The sequence below is a fragment of the Actinosynnema sp. NPDC091369 genome (assembly GCF_044757065.1).
Taxonomy (GTDB): Bacteria; Actinomycetota; Actinomycetes; order Mycobacteriales; family Pseudonocardiaceae; genus Actinosynnema.
The window spans coordinates 137303-153033 of sequence record NZ_JBIVUG010000013.1; the positions used below are offsets into that span (position 1 = coordinate 137303).

At 70.8% G+C, this 15731-nt stretch carries 15 protein-coding genes; 9 read left to right on the forward strand and 6 right to left on the reverse strand.

What is annotated here, in order from left to right; translation table 11 throughout:
• Positions 1-10 precede the first annotated feature (10 nt).
• The 5 genes from ACIQMJ_RS34070 to ACIQMJ_RS34090 all read left to right on the forward strand — a co-directional run bounded on the left by ACIQMJ_RS34070 (position 11) and on the right by ACIQMJ_RS34090 (position 5456).
• Positions 11-1096: a PAS domain-containing sensor histidine kinase gene (locus tag ACIQMJ_RS34070; RefSeq protein WP_499765103.1), complete on the forward strand. Its 1086-nt coding sequence runs from the start codon at positions 11-13 to the stop codon at positions 1094-1096.
• The gene (locus tag ACIQMJ_RS34075) at positions 1093-1479 is read left to right on the forward strand and encodes a response regulator (RefSeq protein WP_499765104.1); all 387 of its coding nucleotides are present in this window, start codon (positions 1093-1095) and stop codon (positions 1477-1479) included. Before ACIQMJ_RS34070 ends, ACIQMJ_RS34075 begins: the two co-directional genes overlap by 4 nt.
• Before the next feature lie 70 nt (positions 1480-1549).
• Positions 1550-1933 carry an STAS domain-containing protein gene (locus ACIQMJ_RS34080; RefSeq protein ID WP_499765105.1) on the forward strand — a complete coding sequence of 128 codons (384 nt, stop codon included), beginning with the start codon at positions 1550-1552 and terminating at the stop codon, positions 1931-1933.
• Positions 1934-2278: 345 nt separating this feature from the next.
• Positions 2279-4147, forward strand: a complete 1869-nt coding sequence (locus ACIQMJ_RS34085) for a PPC domain-containing protein (RefSeq protein ID WP_499765106.1) — start codon at positions 2279-2281, stop codon at positions 4145-4147.
• A 160-nt stretch (positions 4148-4307) separates the two neighbouring features.
• Entirely contained in the window at positions 4308-5456 is a 1149-nt protein-coding gene (locus ACIQMJ_RS34090) for an NHL repeat-containing protein (RefSeq protein ID WP_499765107.1), read from the forward strand.
• A gap of 137 nt (positions 5457-5593) precedes the next feature.
• Here ACIQMJ_RS34090 and ACIQMJ_RS34095 read toward each other — a convergent pair whose 3' ends face one another.
• From ACIQMJ_RS34095 to mdlC, 5 genes are all read right to left on the reverse strand, one after another.
• Positions 5594-6172, reverse strand: coding sequence for a TetR/AcrR family transcriptional regulator (locus ACIQMJ_RS34095; RefSeq protein ID WP_499765108.1), 579 nt, complete (start codon positions 6170-6172; stop codon positions 5594-5596).
• Between the two features lie 101 nt (positions 6173-6273).
• Complete coding sequence (locus tag ACIQMJ_RS34100; protein ID WP_499765168.1) at positions 6274-7491, reverse strand: IS701 family transposase; 1218 nt, start codon at positions 7489-7491, stop codon at positions 6274-6276.
• A gap of 665 nt (positions 7492-8156) precedes the next feature.
• Positions 8157-8963 (reverse strand): helix-turn-helix transcriptional regulator, encoded by an 807-nt coding sequence (locus ACIQMJ_RS34105; RefSeq protein ID WP_499765109.1) that lies wholly within the window; start codon positions 8961-8963, stop codon positions 8157-8159.
• A 308-nt stretch (positions 8964-9271) separates the two neighbouring features.
• Positions 9272-9682 carry a cupin domain-containing protein gene (locus ACIQMJ_RS34110; RefSeq protein WP_499765110.1) on the reverse strand — a complete coding sequence of 137 codons (411 nt, stop codon included), beginning with the start codon at positions 9680-9682 and terminating at the stop codon, positions 9272-9274.
• A gap of 17 nt (positions 9683-9699) precedes the next feature.
• Positions 9700-11361 carry a benzoylformate decarboxylase gene (gene mdlC / locus ACIQMJ_RS34115; RefSeq protein WP_499765111.1) on the reverse strand — a complete coding sequence of 554 codons (1662 nt, stop codon included), beginning with the start codon at positions 11359-11361 and terminating at the stop codon, positions 9700-9702.
• A 334-nt stretch (positions 11362-11695) separates the two neighbouring features.
• On the opposite strand from mdlC, the gene ACIQMJ_RS34120 reads away from it, so the two are divergent.
• The 4 genes from ACIQMJ_RS34120 (at position 11696) to ACIQMJ_RS34135 (ending at position 14741) form a co-directional block, all read left to right on the forward strand.
• Positions 11696-13141 (forward strand): ankyrin repeat domain-containing protein, encoded by a 1446-nt coding sequence (locus ACIQMJ_RS34120; protein WP_499765112.1) that lies wholly within the window; start codon positions 11696-11698, stop codon positions 13139-13141.
• A 17-nt stretch (positions 13142-13158) separates the two neighbouring features.
• Positions 13159-13467: a muconolactone Delta-isomerase family protein gene (locus ACIQMJ_RS34125; RefSeq protein WP_499765113.1), complete on the forward strand. Its 309-nt coding sequence runs from the start codon at positions 13159-13161 to the stop codon at positions 13465-13467.
• A 39-nt stretch (positions 13468-13506) separates the two neighbouring features.
• The gene (locus tag ACIQMJ_RS34130) at positions 13507-14205 is read left to right on the forward strand and encodes an EthD domain-containing protein (protein ID WP_499765114.1); all 699 of its coding nucleotides are present in this window, start codon (positions 13507-13509) and stop codon (positions 14203-14205) included.
• Positions 14206-14291: 86 nt separating this feature from the next.
• Positions 14292-14741, forward strand: a complete 450-nt coding sequence (locus tag ACIQMJ_RS34135) for a nuclear transport factor 2 family protein (RefSeq protein WP_499765115.1) — start codon at positions 14292-14294, stop codon at positions 14739-14741.
• Positions 14742-14802: 61 nt separating this feature from the next.
• Here the strand turns inward: ACIQMJ_RS34135 and ACIQMJ_RS34140 are convergent, their stop codons facing one another.
• Positions 14803-15693, reverse strand: coding sequence for an LLM class F420-dependent oxidoreductase (locus ACIQMJ_RS34140; RefSeq protein WP_499765116.1), 891 nt, complete (start codon positions 15691-15693; stop codon positions 14803-14805).
• Between the last annotated feature and the right edge of the window lie 38 nt (positions 15694-15731).

Consider the following 15731-nt stretch of genomic DNA (forward strand, 5'->3'; position numbering starts at 1 on the left):
CAGTGTCGCCATGCCGGCCGATCACCCTGCCGAACGCGACTTCGACCACCCGACCGAGGACGCGTACCGCCTGCTGGTGGACAGCGTGCTGGACTACGCCATCTTCATGCTGGACCCGACCGGCCGGATCGTGAGCTGGAACGCGGGCGCGGAGCGGATCAAGGGCTACACCGCCGACGACATCCTCGGCGAGCACTTCTCGATCTTCTACCCGCCCGAGGACCTGGTGGCGCGCAAGCCGTGGCGCGAGCTGGAGGTGGCCGTCGACGCGGGCCGGTTCGAGGACGAGGGCTGGCGGCTGCGCAAGGACGGCACCCGGTTCTGGGCCAACGTCGTCATCACCGCCCTGTTCGGCCAGTCGGGCGAGCTGCGCGGGTTCGCCAAGGTCACCCGCGACATGACCGAGCACCGACGGGTCGAGCAGACCGTGGCCGAGCAGCGCAGGCTGGTCGGCCACCTGGTGGAGGCGCAGGAGCTGGAACGCCGCCGCATCGCCTGGGACGTGCACGACGACTCGATCCAGTCCATGGTCGCGGTCGGCATGCGGCTGCAACTGCTGGCCAACCGGCTGCCGCCGGAGGACGCCGCGGTCGTGCGGCGACTGGACGAGGCCGTGCGCGCGTGCATCGGGCGGTTGCGCAACCTGGTGTTCCGGCTGCGCCCGCCGGAACTCGACCGGCACAGCCTTATGCAGGCCCTGGACCACTACCTCGGCGACGTCGCCGGTACTTCGGGCATGACCTACCGGCTGCGGCACGAGCTGGACCGGGAACCGCCCGCCGAGTCCGCCGTCACGATCTTCCGCATCTGCCAGGAAGCCCTGACCAACATCCGCAAGCACGCGCGGGCTTCGGCCGTGGAGGTGGCGCTGACCTCGGTCGACGGCGGCACGCTCGTCGAGATCGCGGACGACGGAGTGGGGGTCGGGTCCGGTGCGGGCGCACCGTCCGACGGCCCGACGTCGGACCACTTCGGCATGATCGAGATGCGGGAGCGCGCGGAGACGGCGGGCGGGTGGTGGTCGGTGAGCGAGCGCCCGAGCGGTGGTGCGCTGGTGCGGTTCTGGGTCCCCACGTCGCACGGGGGTGAACCGTGACCGACGCCAAGCTCAGGGTGGTGATCTCGGACGACGACCCGATGATCCGCGACGCGCTGCGCGAGGTCCTCGACGCCGAGCCGGACTTCGAGGTCGTCGCGGTGGCCCGGGACGCGGACGAGGCGATCGAGCTGGTCGAACGCCACTCGCCCGCCGTCGTCGTGCTCGACGTCCGCATGCCCGGCGGTGGCGGCGGCCGTGCCGCGCGGGAGATCAGGCTGCGCTCGCCGAACACCGGCATCCTCGCGCTGTCGGCGTTCGCCGACCGGGAGACCTACCACGAGATCCGGTCGGCCGGTGTGGGCGAGCACCTGGTCAAGGGCGCGTCGAACAGCGACATCGTGGCGGCGATCCGCCGGTTGGGACGACCGGGGCGCGGCTGACCGCGCCCCTGGGCGTCCTGCCGAGCTGGTACAACTGTGGTTCGACAACACAGTGCACCGGGGAGTCGTCGTGGCCGAGCCGATGGGGCAACCCTCACCGATCCTCGACATCCGTGTCACTCGTGCGGGTGATGTCCTGACCGTCGGTGTGACGGGCGAGCTCGACCTGGACACCGTGCCCGAGGTCCGCGCCGCCCTCGCGGCGGGCCTGTCGGAACCGACGTCCGCCCTGGTCCTCGACCTGTCGGAGGTCGGGTTCTTCAGCTCCGCCGGCCTGTCGCTGCTGCTGGAGACGCGCCGCCGCGTCGCCGTGCTGGCCGTCGTGGCGACTCGCCGGGCCGTGCTGAGGCCGATCCAGCTGACCTCCATCGCGCCGCTGTTGAGCGTGTTCCCGTCCGTGGACGAGGCGCTGGCCTGGGTCGCGTCGACGCGGCACGCGCACCAGGTCGACTAGCGCCCGCGGCGTTCACCGGGTCCGGGCCGTACGGCCTTCCGCGAGCCCGAGATCCGGCTTGACGTGCACGTTCCCGCTGCGAATTCCACTCGACGGATGAACGTCGCGACCGGTCCGCCGACCGTTTCGGGGACTCCCGCAGGCGTCCGATGCCGAGCAATGCTCCGATCGGGCGCCTCCGGAGTCCGAACATCGTCCAGACGGCCCGAACGGGCCGGCCGCCTTGCCCGAACGGCCGCCGGACCGCCGGTGTGAACGGGCCAACCTCGGCCGAACCCCGACCCCGCCGCCGCCCCGGGCGGTTCCCTGGACCTTCCGGAACACCGGGAACCAGGGGGAACCACCATGGAGAAACGTTCACTCGGCGTGCTCGCGGCCGGGGTCGCCGCGGCACTGCTGCTGGGCGGCCAGACCGCCGTCACCGCCGAACCCCGAGCCGTCGCGCGGCTCCACCCCGACCCGCTGCTGATGTTCCCGTCGAACCCGGCGGGAACCGACTGGTCCGCCGTCGTCCGCGACCGCGAGGCGAAAGCCCGGACGCGGCAGCAGCGCGCGAGCACCCGAGCCGCGACGCCGTACCAGGAGAAGGAGCCGGCCGGTACGAGCGGCGCCAACGACACCCCGGCCACCGCCGAGCACGTCGAGGGCTTCGGCACGGGCCGCACCGCCACCTCGAAGATCGCGCTGACCGGCGACATCAGGCCCGACGACACGATCCCGACGCTGCCGCCGTTCCCGGAGGCGAACGACGCCACCGGCCTCGCCGGCGACACCGGCATCCCCACCACCCGCCGCGCGCTGCGCACCAGCGGCGTCATCGGCGACGGCCAGCACGGCAGCGCGGGTGACGGCACCGGCGACTTCGACTTCTACCGGATCGACGGCGGCCCTTCCGGCACGACGTTCACCGCGCGCACGGTGACGCCGACCGGTGACCTCGATCCGATGCTCGCGCTGTGGGACTCCGACGGCGGCCTGTGGGCCGTCAACGGCGACAGCGGCGGCTCGGACGACTCCACCATCACGTTCACCGTCCGACCCGACCGGACCTTCTACCTGATGGTGGGCTCCGACCCGGTCGCCTTCCCGCGCGACCCCACGACGCCGGGCACGGGCCCGGGCGTCGGCACCGAAGGGCCGTACGACCTGCTCGTCACCAGCGGCAAGAACGGCGGCGACCTGGACTACTACGCCTTCGACCTGCGCGCCGGCGACGTGCTCGGGGCGTCCCTGGCCGGCGGCGGCACGCGGCTCGCCGTCCACGACCCGGCCGGTCGCGAGGTGTTCGGCTCCTCGCAGGACCTCACCAACACCTTCGCCGTCGACTCGCCGATGCCCGGCGGCGGCAACGCCGTCATCGACTTCGTCGCCCCGACCGACGGCCGGTACCGGCTGGGCGTCGAGGCGGGCGAAGGTCCCTACGACATCAAGCTCGAAGCGTTCCGCCCCGGCACGGAAACCGCGCCGCGCGGCTCGGTGCACACCCTCTTCCTCGACTTCGACGGCGCACGGGTGAACACGTCGATCTACGGCGGGGGCGGCGGTCTGCGCGACCTCTCCCCGCTGTCGGCCTTCCTGCCCCGGTGGGGGCTCGGCGCGGCCGACGAACGCGCGCTGATCACCTCGATCACCGCGACCGTGCGGGAGAACCTCGAACGGGACATGATCGCGAACGGCCTCAACCCGCGGTTCGCGCTGCGCGTGCTCACCAGCCGCGACCACGCCGATCCGTGGGGCCGGCCGAACGTCAGCCGCGTCGTCATCGGCGGCACCACCGCGGAGTCGGGCATCTCGACCGTCGGCATCGCCCAGTCCATCGACGCGGGCAACTTCGGCCGCGAGGAGACCGCGCTGGTGCTGCTGGACGAGATCAGCGCGCCGGCCGGGCCGGTGTGGTCGCTGAACACCTACCTCGGACCGGGCAGCGACCGGATCGCGTTCCTCGGCCGCGCGGTCGGCAATATCGTCGGCCACGAGGTCGGCCACATGTCGGGCAGTTGGCACACCGACGCGCTCGACGACGTCCCGAGCTTGATGGACCCCGGCGGCGACCCGGCCGTGATGTTCGCGGTGGGCCCGGACGGCGTCGGCGGCACGGCCGACGACCCGGACCTCGACCTCACCACCGACGAGCTGAGCCCGGCCGAGGGCTTCACCGGCGTCGAGGACACCGCCGCCCGCACGGCGTGGGCGTTCGTCCGGGGAACCGGCTGACCCGATCGGTGGGCGCGGCGGTCACGGCCGCGCCCACCCGCGTTCCCTTTAAGGGCAATCCGTTCACCCGACGCGGCATCATCCGGTTGACCGCGCGGTGTCCACCGCCGGCCGTACCTACCGTGAGTCCAATCCGGACGCCCGGTACTAGGAGGCCACGATGGACCGGCGCACCTTCCACCGATCCCTGCTGTTCACCACGATCGCCGCGCCGCTGGTCTCCGCCGGTTCGGCGCAGGCCCGCCCGGTGCGGGGCGTGCCCCGCCGGTCGGTGTTCGAGTTCGGCCTGCCGCCGGCCGAGCAGACGCACGAGCTGGTCAAGGTACCGGGGTTGTCCTTGCTCCTGGTGTCGCAGATGTCCAACAGCCACCTGGTCAAGGCCCGGCTCGACCCGGCCACCGAGCAGGTCGTCGCGACCCGGGCCCACCCGGTGGGCGGCGAGCAGGCCATGTTGCACGGCCTCGCGCTCTCGCACCGCTACCCGGGCCTGGTGTGGGCGACCCAGCAGGGCGACAACCGGCTCCTGCTGATCGACCCCAACGGCGCCGACGTCGACTCGCCGCCCCAGGTGCTGAGCACGATCGACGTCCCGGCACCGGGAAGGGGGCCGCACTACATCGGCGAGTACGGCGACCAGCTGTGGGTGAGTCTCAAGGAGAGCAACCACGTGCTGGAGATCGACCACACCGACCCGTCCTCCTTCCACCTCTACGAGGCGCACCCGAACCCGATCTTCGTGGCGCAGCACCCGGTGTCCGGTGAGTTCTACGCGAGCCAGGACGACTCGAGCCAGATCCTGCGCATCAACGCGCACACGCAGCAGGCGGGCCAGCTCGACATCCCGCCGGAGCACGGAGGCACGCCGGTCGGTCTCATCGCCGGCCCGACCGCGCTCTGGGTCGCGTTGCTGGGCACCCAGGAGCAGGGCACCGGCACGTTCGGCCGCATCGACGCCAACGGCGACACCACGTGGTTCCGCCTCCGGTCCTCAGAGGTCGCCGACGCCGGCCTGCTGCACATCGCGTTCGAGCCGGAGGGCGGCAGCCGCCCCAGCGCCTGGCTGCTGGGCTCGTCGATCATCTGCGACGACGTGTACGACGTGGTCGTGCGGGTCACCTTCGACGCGGGCTACAACGAGGTGCTGGGCGAGGAGGTCACCGTGCTGCCCACCCAGCACTGCAAGGCCCACCGCCTGCTCCCCCTCTCCCGCAGCCTCTACGTCACCGAGTTGACCAGCTCCACCCTGGCCCAGCTCACCACCGTCTCCTGGGACCGCCCCACCGACCCGGCACCGGGAGACCCGAGCTGAACGATCACGCGCACGGGTTGACCGACCCGCACCGGGTGGCGACGGTCCACTTCGGACGGCCGGCACCGGCCCGACAGGTGGAGAGGACGTCGGGTCGGCGTGGTCGGGGGTCGTCAGGCCGGGTGGCGCGGAAGATCTCAGTCGGACGCGAGCAGGCGTTCGACCAGCTTGCGCGCCCGGGCGGCGGGACCGTCCGCGCCCAACGCCATCACCGAGCCGTAGACGCCGTCCATGACCAGGAACAGCTCGTCCGCCAACCCGGACGGGTCCACGTCCGCCCGGGTCTCCGCGTACGCGTCGGCGAGCTCGCGGAGGCGGTCGTGGACCCACCTCTTGGTGGTCACCGCGTTGCGATGGGCGGGCAGGGTCTGGTCGGGGAACTCGGCCAGCGCCATCAGGAACGGGCAACCCCGGCACAGCTCCGGCCGCACCTGCGCGGCCAACGCGTCGAACAGCGCCAGGATCCGCGCCCGCGGGTCGTCCCCTCCGGACTCGACCGCATCGAGGAACCACTCCCGATAACGCTCGTCCGCCTGCTCGACGTAGGCCCCGATCATGTCGTCCTTCGAGCTGAACAGCCGGTACAGGGTGGTCGGCGCGATGCCGGCCTCGGCCGCGACCCGGTCGACGCCGACGGCGCGGATGCCCTGCCAGTAGAACAGCTCGTGCACGACCCCCAGCACGTGTTCACGCGTCTGCGCGGACGACCGCCGCATCCCGACCACCATTTCCCGCCCGCACGGGGGCGCTCCCTAACAGAATGGCGGTCGACCAGGCGTGATGCAAGCGGCGTTCCGCGGACCGGCGGAGGTTCCGCCTAGGCGTACGGGCGCAGCCGCTCCAGCTCGGCTCTCCTGCGTTCCAGCCGCTGGACCAGCGCATAAGCCTGGGCCACGGACGACAGCGTCGCGTGGTGGTGCCAACCCTGGAACGACCGGCCCTCGAAGTGCCGCAGGCCGTACCCCTCCGCCAGCTCGGCGACGTCGGACTCCACGCGTTCGCGCACCTTCAACAGGCCCACCAGCTCGGCGATCCCGGTGCCGCCCAGGTTGGTCAGCCACACCGCGCGCGGCTGCGGGTGCGTGGTCGGCCACTCCGCCACCACGTGGCGCAGCCGCGGGAACACCCGTCCGCGTCGTGGGTCGTCCACCGCGGGGAGCCCCGGCGCCGGGATGCCCGGCACGGTCGCCATCACGAAGTTCGAGGCCACCATCGTGCCCGTCGCCTGGTCGAGCCACGACAGCACGCGCCGACCCCGCTTCGCCGCCGCGATCACGAGCGCGCCGACGGTCGGCGGCCGGCTGTTCGCGCCGACGAGGCTCTTGGGCAGCGCCGGCGTGCCGGCGGGCACCCGGGCCAGGTAGTGCAGCCCGCGCTCCTCCAGCTTCTCCAGCAGGCGCCCGCCCTCGGGCTCGCTGCTGAGGTCCACCACGATCGGCGCGGCGGTCAACCCCCAGTCCCCCACCATCTCGTCGACCGCGTCGAGCACGTACTGCCAGGCGGGTTGGGCGAGCTCCCCGTCCGGCACTCGCGCCTTGGCCCGCCGTTCTGCGTCGTCGTCCCAGCTCCGCGGCATGACCAGGCGCCAGTTCACCGCGCTGCCGCCGTCCTCGCCGGCCAGGAACAGGCCCATGGACCGCTGGCAGTTCAGCATCCGCCCGACCGAGGGGGCGAACTGCCTGGCCACGCCGACCGAGCTGTCCCCGTTCTTCGGGAAGACGACCTCGTGCACCACCCACGCGGTCGTCCGCATGGTCAGGCCGACCCGCTCGGCGAGCGCTCGGCGGACCGGCGCCCACAGCCAAGGGCTCTGGTTCACGAACTGCTGGAGGGACTGGTCGGCGTCCCTGCCGACGACCAGCTCGGAGATGCGTCTGATCGACTTGCGACCCGGCACCGACAGCAACCCGCGCACGTACGTCTCGGCCCATTTCCTCTGGTCGGAGCGGCCGAGTGAGGAGAACACCTCTTCGCAGAACTCCGTCAAGGTCGACGACACCGATAAGTTGTCCTCCGAAGAAGTGAAGCGGTGCATACCCACGGTTCCTCCGAAATCCTGGATAAACAAATGATCTACCCAAGTCTTGGTGTTCACGGGTGAACCGACCAGCGACAGTGGTGAACGATTCACGGCAGCACGCGCACAGCGACGGTGCCCAACACACATCCGCGGTCGTGTCACGGCACGACCGCGGAACCCCAGCTCAAGCTCACTTCGAGCAGGGCCGGCGGTGCGCCCGTGGTCAGGACACCAACTCGCCGCCCCTGCTGAAAACAGGTTTCCAAGTTTCGCGTGCTGCTGTCTAGATCGGGCTTGTGGTGGCATTCCCAGTTCTAGCACCGGAGCGGACCGCAGCCGGCAGCCTCGGCTGTTCACACCGGGCCGCTGGGACGAACGGCGCATCCCGGAAAGGCGCGGAGAGGGCCGTTCGGATGCGTAGACGGCCGACTGCACGAAGTATGCGAAAATTATTCGCTAAGGGAACACCGGCAGCCGGCGGGCCTTTACGCCACCGCGGGCACGGGATTCGGCGGACCGCCCGGCGCGGCACGACCGCGTCGGGACTACGGCAGGCCGAACGCCCCGTGCCGGAAATGGGTGGAGATGCGGACGACCGAAGTGCCGGAGGGCGAACCGCACGCCGGGCAGCCCGGCCGAAGCCGGGAAGCGGCAGCAGGTCCGGGAAAGGGCGCGAACCGCTAAGCTGTTTCCACCGGCAGGTGCAGAACGATCCCGGCCGACGCGAATTCCGGTGATTGCAGGGGCAGCACGCGCAGCGTCTGCACGCCCAGTCGCGGTTGCCGGAACCTGCGCGTCCGCGACCGGTTCTCCTGGACCAGTTGTTCGTCCCACCACTCGGCGAACAGCGGGCTCAGCCCGATCATCTCGTCGATGCGGCGGGTCAGGTCCTGATCCTCCGGCCACTTCGCCGATTCGGCGCGCCACTGGGCCACGGTGTCGCGGGCGTCGCGCTCCCAGTTGAGCAGCCGCACCTTGGCCTGCGGCGAGGTCAGCATCCAGCGGACGATGTTGCGCTCCTCGTCCGGGTACGTGCTCCAGTCGTCGTACCACTCGACGGCGGCCCGGTTCCAGGCGATCAGGTCGCGGCAGTGGTTCACCGCGTAGGCCGGGTACGGGCTGGCGTCCGCGGCCGCGACGACCTGGCGCATCAGGTCGTCGGCGCCGAGGTCGGTTTCGAGCGGCACCGGCCCGATCACCTGGCCGTAGGCCAGCGTGTGGATGTAGCGGCGCTCGTCCTCGGTGAGCAGCAGCACGCGGGCCAGGCTGTCCATGACCTGGGGGGAGGGACGGATGTCCCGGCCTTGCTCGAGGTAGGTGTACCAGGTTGGGCTGAGCCCCGCGAGCACCGCGACCTCCTCGCGGCGCAACCCCATCGAACGCCGTCGCGGATTGCTCGGAAACCCCGCGTCCGCCGATTTGAGCCGTTCGCGGCGACTGCGCAGGAATCGGCCGAGTTGCTCCCTGTTGGCGCCGTCCACCCGCATGGATCCTCTCCCGCACCACGGCACTCGCGCACGGACTCCCCATTCCCGTCCGCCGCGGACACCGCCCCCCAGGCGGCCGACCCTACACCGTGGGCAACGTGCGGCGTCGAGTCGTATGCGGACCGCCCGACCCGTGATTATCTGCTGTCCGGAAAACCGAAGCACCGTGCCCCGAGGGGGCGGAAAACCGAACCGGGCGAATGCCCCTGCGGCGCCGAAAGCCCCCGCGGCGGGCGTCCCCGAGGGGATGCGCGCGCTGCGGGGGCTCCGCCGGCCGACGCGTAACAGCGGTTGTCGCCTCGCGCCTCCTAACCGGTGTGGTTGTAGTCGTAGGAGCCATCGGTCGGCGTGTCGCGCACGAATTCCGTCACGACCGTCGACGCGGCGTGGACGTTCACCAACCGGGCCCGGCCGGGACCGGCGTTGGTGAACGAGTGCGGCACGCCGGCGTCGACGACGCAGACCTCGTCGGGCGTCGCGTCGACGGCCCGGTCGCCCGCCACCAACCGCACCGCACCCTCCAGCACGATGAAGATCTCCGCGTAGGGGTGGGTGTGGACGGGCGGGCCGGTCCCGACGTCGGCGAGGTCGACGATGAACGCCGAGGCGCCCAGTCCGCCGTGCAGGCCGCCGTCGAAGATGTGCGCCGCCACCTCGCCGCCGATCCGCACCGTCGGCAGACCGTCCTTGCGGAAGACGCGGATGCCCGTCTGCTCCATCCCGGACCGCCCGCCGCTCAGAGCCGGAACAGGCCGGGGTCGGCCACGACGACGTCGAGCAGGACCGGCCCCTCGGACTCGAAGGCGTTCTTGAGCGCTCCCCGCAACTGATCGGGGGTCTCGATGCGCTCACCCGCCACGCCGAAGCCCCGGGCCAGCTGCGCCATGTCGACGTCGCTGAGGTCCCAGCCCACGCGCCAGGCGTTCTGGCCCGCCTCGTCCAGGTAGTACTTCAGCGACAGGTAGCCGGAGTTGTTCGGGATGACGAACGTGATCGGCAGGTTCTGCTTCGCCGCGGTCCACAGCGCGTGCAGCGTGTACTGCGCCGAGCCCTCGCCCATCACCACCACGACCCGCTGGTCGGGCCGTGCGAGCGAGTAACCCACGGCGCCCGCGAACGGGAAGCCGAGCGCGCCGCTGGCGGTGGCGAAGTAGCCGTTGTCGGGTCCCAGCGGGATCTGCTCGTGGAAGTCCGCACGCGCGATCGGCAGCTCCTCGAACAGCTGGGCGTCCGCGGGCAGGTGCTGCGCGAGCAGGTGGAACAGGTACGCCTGGGACAGCGGCTCCGACTCCACCGGGGTGGGGATCGGCTCGCGCAGGGCGGGCAGCGGGACCCGCTGGCGCTGCGGCAGCAGCGGCACCAGGTCACGCACGAACTGCGCGGGCGGGGTCACGTACGAGGTGTCCGCCATCGACCACGCCGCGGCCTGCGGGTCGTCGGTCACCTGGATGAACCGGGTCCCGCTGGGCAGCGCGGGCGCGTCGCTGCCGTCGAGCGGCGCGGGGGCGGTGGAGAACAGGTCGAACGTGGTGAAGAGCGTGAACGTCGGGCTGCCCAGCACCACCACGACGTCGTGCTCGCCCAGCACCTGGTTGATCAGCTCGGGCATCGGCGCCAGCACCCCTCCGAACAGCGGGTGCGTCTCGGGGAAGCTGCCCCGCGGCCACACCGGGCTGCCGTAGACGCGGGCGTTGAGCCGCTCGGCCAGCTTGACGAGGTCGCGGCGGGCGCCGCCGATCTCCACGCCGGGGCCGGCCACCAGCGCGGGCCGCGAGGCGGAGTTCAAGGCTTCGGCGACGGTGGCCAGCACCGCGGGGTCGGGCACCACGGCCGGGGCCACGGTGCGCACCTTGTGCGGGGTCGAGGCGGCCGGGCGGACCCAGTCGTCCTCGGGGATAGCGACGTACACCGGACCCTTCGGGGCCTGGTTCGCGATGTGGTAAGCCTTTTCGATCAGCGCCGGTACGTCTTGCGGGCGAGACACCTCACCCGCCCACTTGATGTAGGGCCGGGGCAGGGACGTGGCCTCGGGCGCGTTGAGGAACGGCTCGCCCTGCACCAGCTTGCGGGCCTGGATGCCGCCGATGATCACCATCGGGGTGTGGGCGCTGGCCGCCGTGTAGATCGAGCCCATCGCGTTGCCGAGGCCGGGACCGCCGTTGATGATCACCAGCGAGGGTTCGCCGGTGGCCTGCGCGTACCCGTCGGCCATGCCGACGACCGTGGCCTCGTGCAGGCCCATGATGAACCGGAAGTCGTCGGGCCACGCGTCGAACAGCTTCATCTCGGTGTGGCTCGGATTGCTGAAGATCGTGGTCATCCCCAGCTGCCGGAAAACGTCCAGCGCGGCTTCCCGGACAGTTCGGGAATTGGTTCCATCGGCCGTCAAAGTCAACACACTCCCGAATTGGTTGCGGACGAAGGTCGGACAGCGCTCGACGCGAAAGCGAGGTTGGCCCCCGCCGAAACGATTCCGGCTGCCGTCGAAGCAATGCTGGGCCAGTCAGCGGGTCGTCGACAAGGCGTGACGGACCGGCCGCCGGTACTTCGTGAGCTGCTGCGCGAACGTCACGCAGTCATTGCGCCGTCCACTTCGACGCCTTGTGCCGAATGGTGCCGCATGACCTACTGAATGAGGACCGGATGCCACTCGCAGATCGGTCGCATTCCACCGCCATGCGGATTCTGCATGACACCGCGGCGAGGCGCGAACACTACCAGGAGGAAGCGCGATGAGCACTGACCTGACCCGTCGGGTGGTGGAGAAGTACTTCACCGACCTGGAGCGGGGTGATCTGCCGGAGGCGCTGTCGGCGTTGTCCGACGACATCGACTTCGAGCTGCCCCTGGACCGGTGGAACGAGGTCATCCCCTACCTGGGGCGGCACGTCGGCGTCGAGGCGGTCACCCGGGCGTTCCAGGTGCGCGGCGAGACCACCGAGGTCCTCGACTACGCGCTGCGCGAGCTGCGGGTCGACGGCGACACCGCGTTCGCGGTGATCTACACCAGGGCCGCGCACACCCGCACCGGCCAGGAGTTCGAGATCGAGGACTCCCACAAGCTGGTGGTCGACGACTCCGGCAAGATCGTCACCTGGAAGGTCTACTTCGACCCGAACGGCGAGATCGCCGCGTTCAACGCCGATCGCGAGGCCCGGCTCGTGGCGGCCACCTGGGAGGGCGACCGCGACCAGGTCGCCGAGCTCATCGGGTTCGGCGCCGACGTCGACCACCGCGACCCGGCCAGCGGCCTGACGCCGCTGCTGATCGCCGCCGGCCGGGCCGACGCCCCGATGGTGGAGCTGCTGCTCGCCTCCGGTGCCGACGTGTTCGTCACCGACAGCCGCGCGGGCGCGACCGCGCTGCACAAGGCGTGCCAGGGCGGCAGCCTCGAGGTCGCGCGCGCGCTGGTCGAGGCGGGCGCGTTCATCGACGCCGTCGTGCCCACCACGGGGCACACGCCGCTGATGGACGCCGTGTGGTTCAAGTACCCCGACATCGCGAAGTACCTGCTCGACCGCGGCGCGGGCCTGAACATGACCACGCACTACGGGTTCTCGCTCCAGCAGCACTTCGAATACGAGCTGAACGTCAACACCCTGGGCAAGGAGAAGATCCTGGAGGCCCACCGGCACATCCAGGAGCGGGAGTCCTCCGACCGGGCCCGCGCCGAGAACCACCGGCTGATGGCCGCGGTGAACGCGGGCGACGTCGAGGCCGTGCGGCGGCTCATCACCGAGGGCGTCGACGTCGACGAGCGGTTCCCGATCGTCAACGGCTTCAACGACGCCCACACCGCGCTGCTGGTCGCCTCCCGCGACGGCCACACCGAGATCGCCCGGCTGCTGCTGGAGGCCGGTGCCGACGTCAACGCCACGGAGCCGACGTTCGGCGCGGTCCCGCTGCACAAGGCGGTCTACAACGGCCACGTCGAGCTGACGCGCCTGATCGCGAACTGGCCCGGCGTCGACCTGGACTTCCAGGGCTCCACCAACGGCTACACCCCGCTGCACGACGCCCTGTGGCACGGCTACGAGGAGTGCTCCCGGATCGTCATCGACGCCGGCGCGAACCTCGACCTGGTCGGCCACGACGGCAAGACCCCCCTGGCACTGGCCACCGACGAGTTCGGTGCCGACCACGACCTGACCCAGCTGATCCGCGCGAAGCGCGGCTGACCGAGGAGCCGGTTCCGATGCTGTTCTACGTCCAGATGAAGTGGGTCCACGAGGGCCGCATCACGCTCGACGAGCTGTGGGAGATCGAGCAGGAGGAGGCCGTCCACGCGCAGGAGACGCTCGACTCCGGGTTCGCCGTCGGCCTGTGGAAGGTCGCCGCGCAGAAGCGCGTCATCGGCATCATCGACGCCCCGAGCGCCGAGGAGCTCGACCGCACCGCGCTGGGCAGGCTGCCGATGCGCGAGTACCTGGAGTTCGAGGAGGTGTGGCCCCTGCGCGATTACCTCGGCTTCGCGGAAGACGTCATCAAGCGCTACAAGGTCTGACCCTCCACCCCCGGACGCCCCCACGAGAACGAGGTAGAGATGATCCACCAGTTGATCTTCGCCGCGCCGAAGCCCGGGATGACCGTCGAGGAGTTCCAGGACTACTGGCTCAACGTGCACGCGGTGCGGTACGCGAGCAAGATCCCCCAGATCAAGAAGTACATGATCGACACGACGATCCCCTTCGACCTCGGCAACGGGGACCCGAAGTGGAGCGGTGTCGCGGAGATCTGGCTCAACAACGACGAGGAGCAGTTGGCCTCGCTCCAGACCGAGGAGTTCCTCCAGGGCGCGCGCCTGGACGAGCCGAAGTGGGCCGCCTTCTGGCAGACGCTGGTGCTGGACACCGACGCCCACGAGCTGAAGGCCGGGCCCGAGCTGGTCAAGGACCAGGGCTGGGTGAAGCTGATCATCCTGGTCAAGCGCCGCGAGGGCATGCCGCTGGCGGACTTCCGCGAGTACAGCCTGGGCACGCACGGCGAGTTGACCCTGAAGGTGCCCGGCCTGCGCCGCTACCTCCAGGGCCACACCCGCGACGGCTGGTACGGCATCGGCGAGCCCACCCTGGACGCCGCCTACCAGCTGTGGTTCGACGACGTGGACGCGCTGCGCGACGCCCTGGACTCCCCGGAGTTCAAGCAGGTCGTGGAGGACTACCAGGCGTTCGTCAACACGCGCTACGTCCACCGCCTGGTGACCGCCGAGCACTGGGTGATCGGTCCCGACGCCCGCCCGTGACCCCGAGCGCCCGGTGGCCGCCGTGCGGAGTTCGGCACGTCGACCGCGGCCGCCGGGCGCACCACCCGCTGCCCATAAGGAGAACGATGGCTGGCAGGCCACAAACGCCGGACGCGATCGCCCGCAACGTCGAGACGGTGCACACGTTCCTCCGCCTGCTGGAGGAGAAGGACATCGACAGCTGGATCGAGCTGTGGGCGGAGGGCGCGGACCACTACTACCCGTTCGGCACCCGGATGTTCCCGGCGCACATCGTCGGCAAGACCGCTGTCTACTCGCGGTGGTCGAACACGCCGGACATGTTCGAGAGCTGGAGGTTCCCCATCACCGACACCTGGGCCGACGGCGACACCGTCATCGCCCGGTTCGAGGGGGACTGCGTGCTGACGGACAGCGGCCGGCACTACCGCAACAACTACCTGTCGATCTTCAAGTTCACCGACGACGGTCAGATCCACGCCTACTGGGAGTACTTCGACCCGATCATCGCGGCGGAGTACTTCGGCCTGGCGGAGGTCCGGTACACCACCCCGTGACGTCACCCGACGCGAAGAGGACGGGGTGGGTCGAGGCGCGTCGACCCACCCCGCCATCCGTTCACGCCCGCAGCAGTCCCGCGTGCCGACGCAGGAACTCCTCGACGTCGTCCGGATTCTCCAGCGGCAGCGGGTACAGCGTCAGGCGCGTCACGCCCAGTTCGGCGTAGCGGCGCGCCGCCGCGTCGTCCACCTCGACCGGGTTGATCTGCATGAAGTTGATCTCCAGCTCGCCGAGGTGCGCGGGCCGCTCCACCTGGCGTGCCGCCTCCTCCAGCCCGCGCAGGTGCGCGGCCAGCTCGTCGGGCGTGGAGCCGGTGCCGAACCAGCCGTGACCGCGGGCGACCGCGCGCCGGAACGCGGCGGGGCTGTGCCCGCCGACGACGACGCGGGGACCGCCCGGGGTCGTGGGCCGGGGGTTGGCGTCGAGGTTGCGGAAGGACACGTGCCTGCCCTCGAACGCCACCGGCGCCGGGTCGTTCCACAGGGCGCGCATGGCGTCGAGGTACTCGTCCGTGCGACTGCCGCGCTCCGACAGCGGCACGCCGAGCGCGGCCAACTCCTGCTCCAGGTACCCACCCGCCACGCCGAGCAGCAACCGACCGCCGGAGAGCACGTCCAGGCTGGCCGCCTGCTTGGCCAGCACCAGGGGGTTGCGCTGCGGCAGGATCACGATGCCGGTGGCCAGTTCCATCCGCTCGGTGACCGCGGCCACGTAGGACAGGTGGACCAGCGGGTCGAGGATCGGGTCCTCGGGCGCCATCGGCGACTCCGGGACCCGCGGGCTGGGCAGGACCACGTGCTCGCCGCACCACCACGACCGGTAGCCGAGGTCCTCGGCCACCACGGCCAGTCGAGTGGTCTCGACCGGCCCGAGGGTGGCCTTCGCGCTCAACCCGTACACGCCTAGCTCCACGAGCTGGTACCTCCAGTTGATCTCGGAGTTCGACACCGATTCTCGATCGGCCGGCCCTGCTCGTCCAAGAGGAT

Coding starts and splice junctions, on each gene's coding strand:
- ACIQMJ_RS34070 (WP_499765103.1), top strand. CDS start 11: ATGCCGGCCGATCACCCTGCCGAACGCGACTTCGACCACCCGACCGAG.
- ACIQMJ_RS34085 (WP_499765106.1), top strand. CDS start 2,279: ATGGAGAAACGTTCACTCGGCGTGCTCGCGGCCGGGGTCGCCGCGGCA.
- ACIQMJ_RS34090 (WP_499765107.1), top strand. CDS start 4,308: ATGGACCGGCGCACCTTCCACCGATCCCTGCTGTTCACCACGATCGCC.
- ACIQMJ_RS34095 (WP_499765108.1), bottom strand. CDS start 6,172: ATGCGGCGGTCGTCCGCGCAGACGCGTGAACACGTGCTGGGGGTCGTG.
- ACIQMJ_RS34100 (WP_499765168.1), bottom strand. CDS start 7,491: ATGCACCGCTTCACTTCTTCGGAGGACAACTTATCGGTGTCGTCGACC.
- ACIQMJ_RS34105 (WP_499765109.1), bottom strand. CDS start 8,963: ATGCGGGTGGACGGCGCCAACAGGGAGCAACTCGGCCGATTCCTGCGC.
- ACIQMJ_RS34110 (WP_499765110.1), bottom strand. CDS start 9,682: ATGGAGCAGACGGGCATCCGCGTCTTCCGCAAGGACGGTCTGCCGACG.
- ACIQMJ_RS34120 (WP_499765112.1), top strand. CDS start 11,696: ATGAGCACTGACCTGACCCGTCGGGTGGTGGAGAAGTACTTCACCGAC.
- ACIQMJ_RS34125 (WP_499765113.1), top strand. CDS start 13,159: ATGCTGTTCTACGTCCAGATGAAGTGGGTCCACGAGGGCCGCATCACG.
- ACIQMJ_RS34130 (WP_499765114.1), top strand. CDS start 13,507: ATGATCCACCAGTTGATCTTCGCCGCGCCGAAGCCCGGGATGACCGTC.
- ACIQMJ_RS34135 (WP_499765115.1), top strand. CDS start 14,292: ATGGCTGGCAGGCCACAAACGCCGGACGCGATCGCCCGCAACGTCGAG.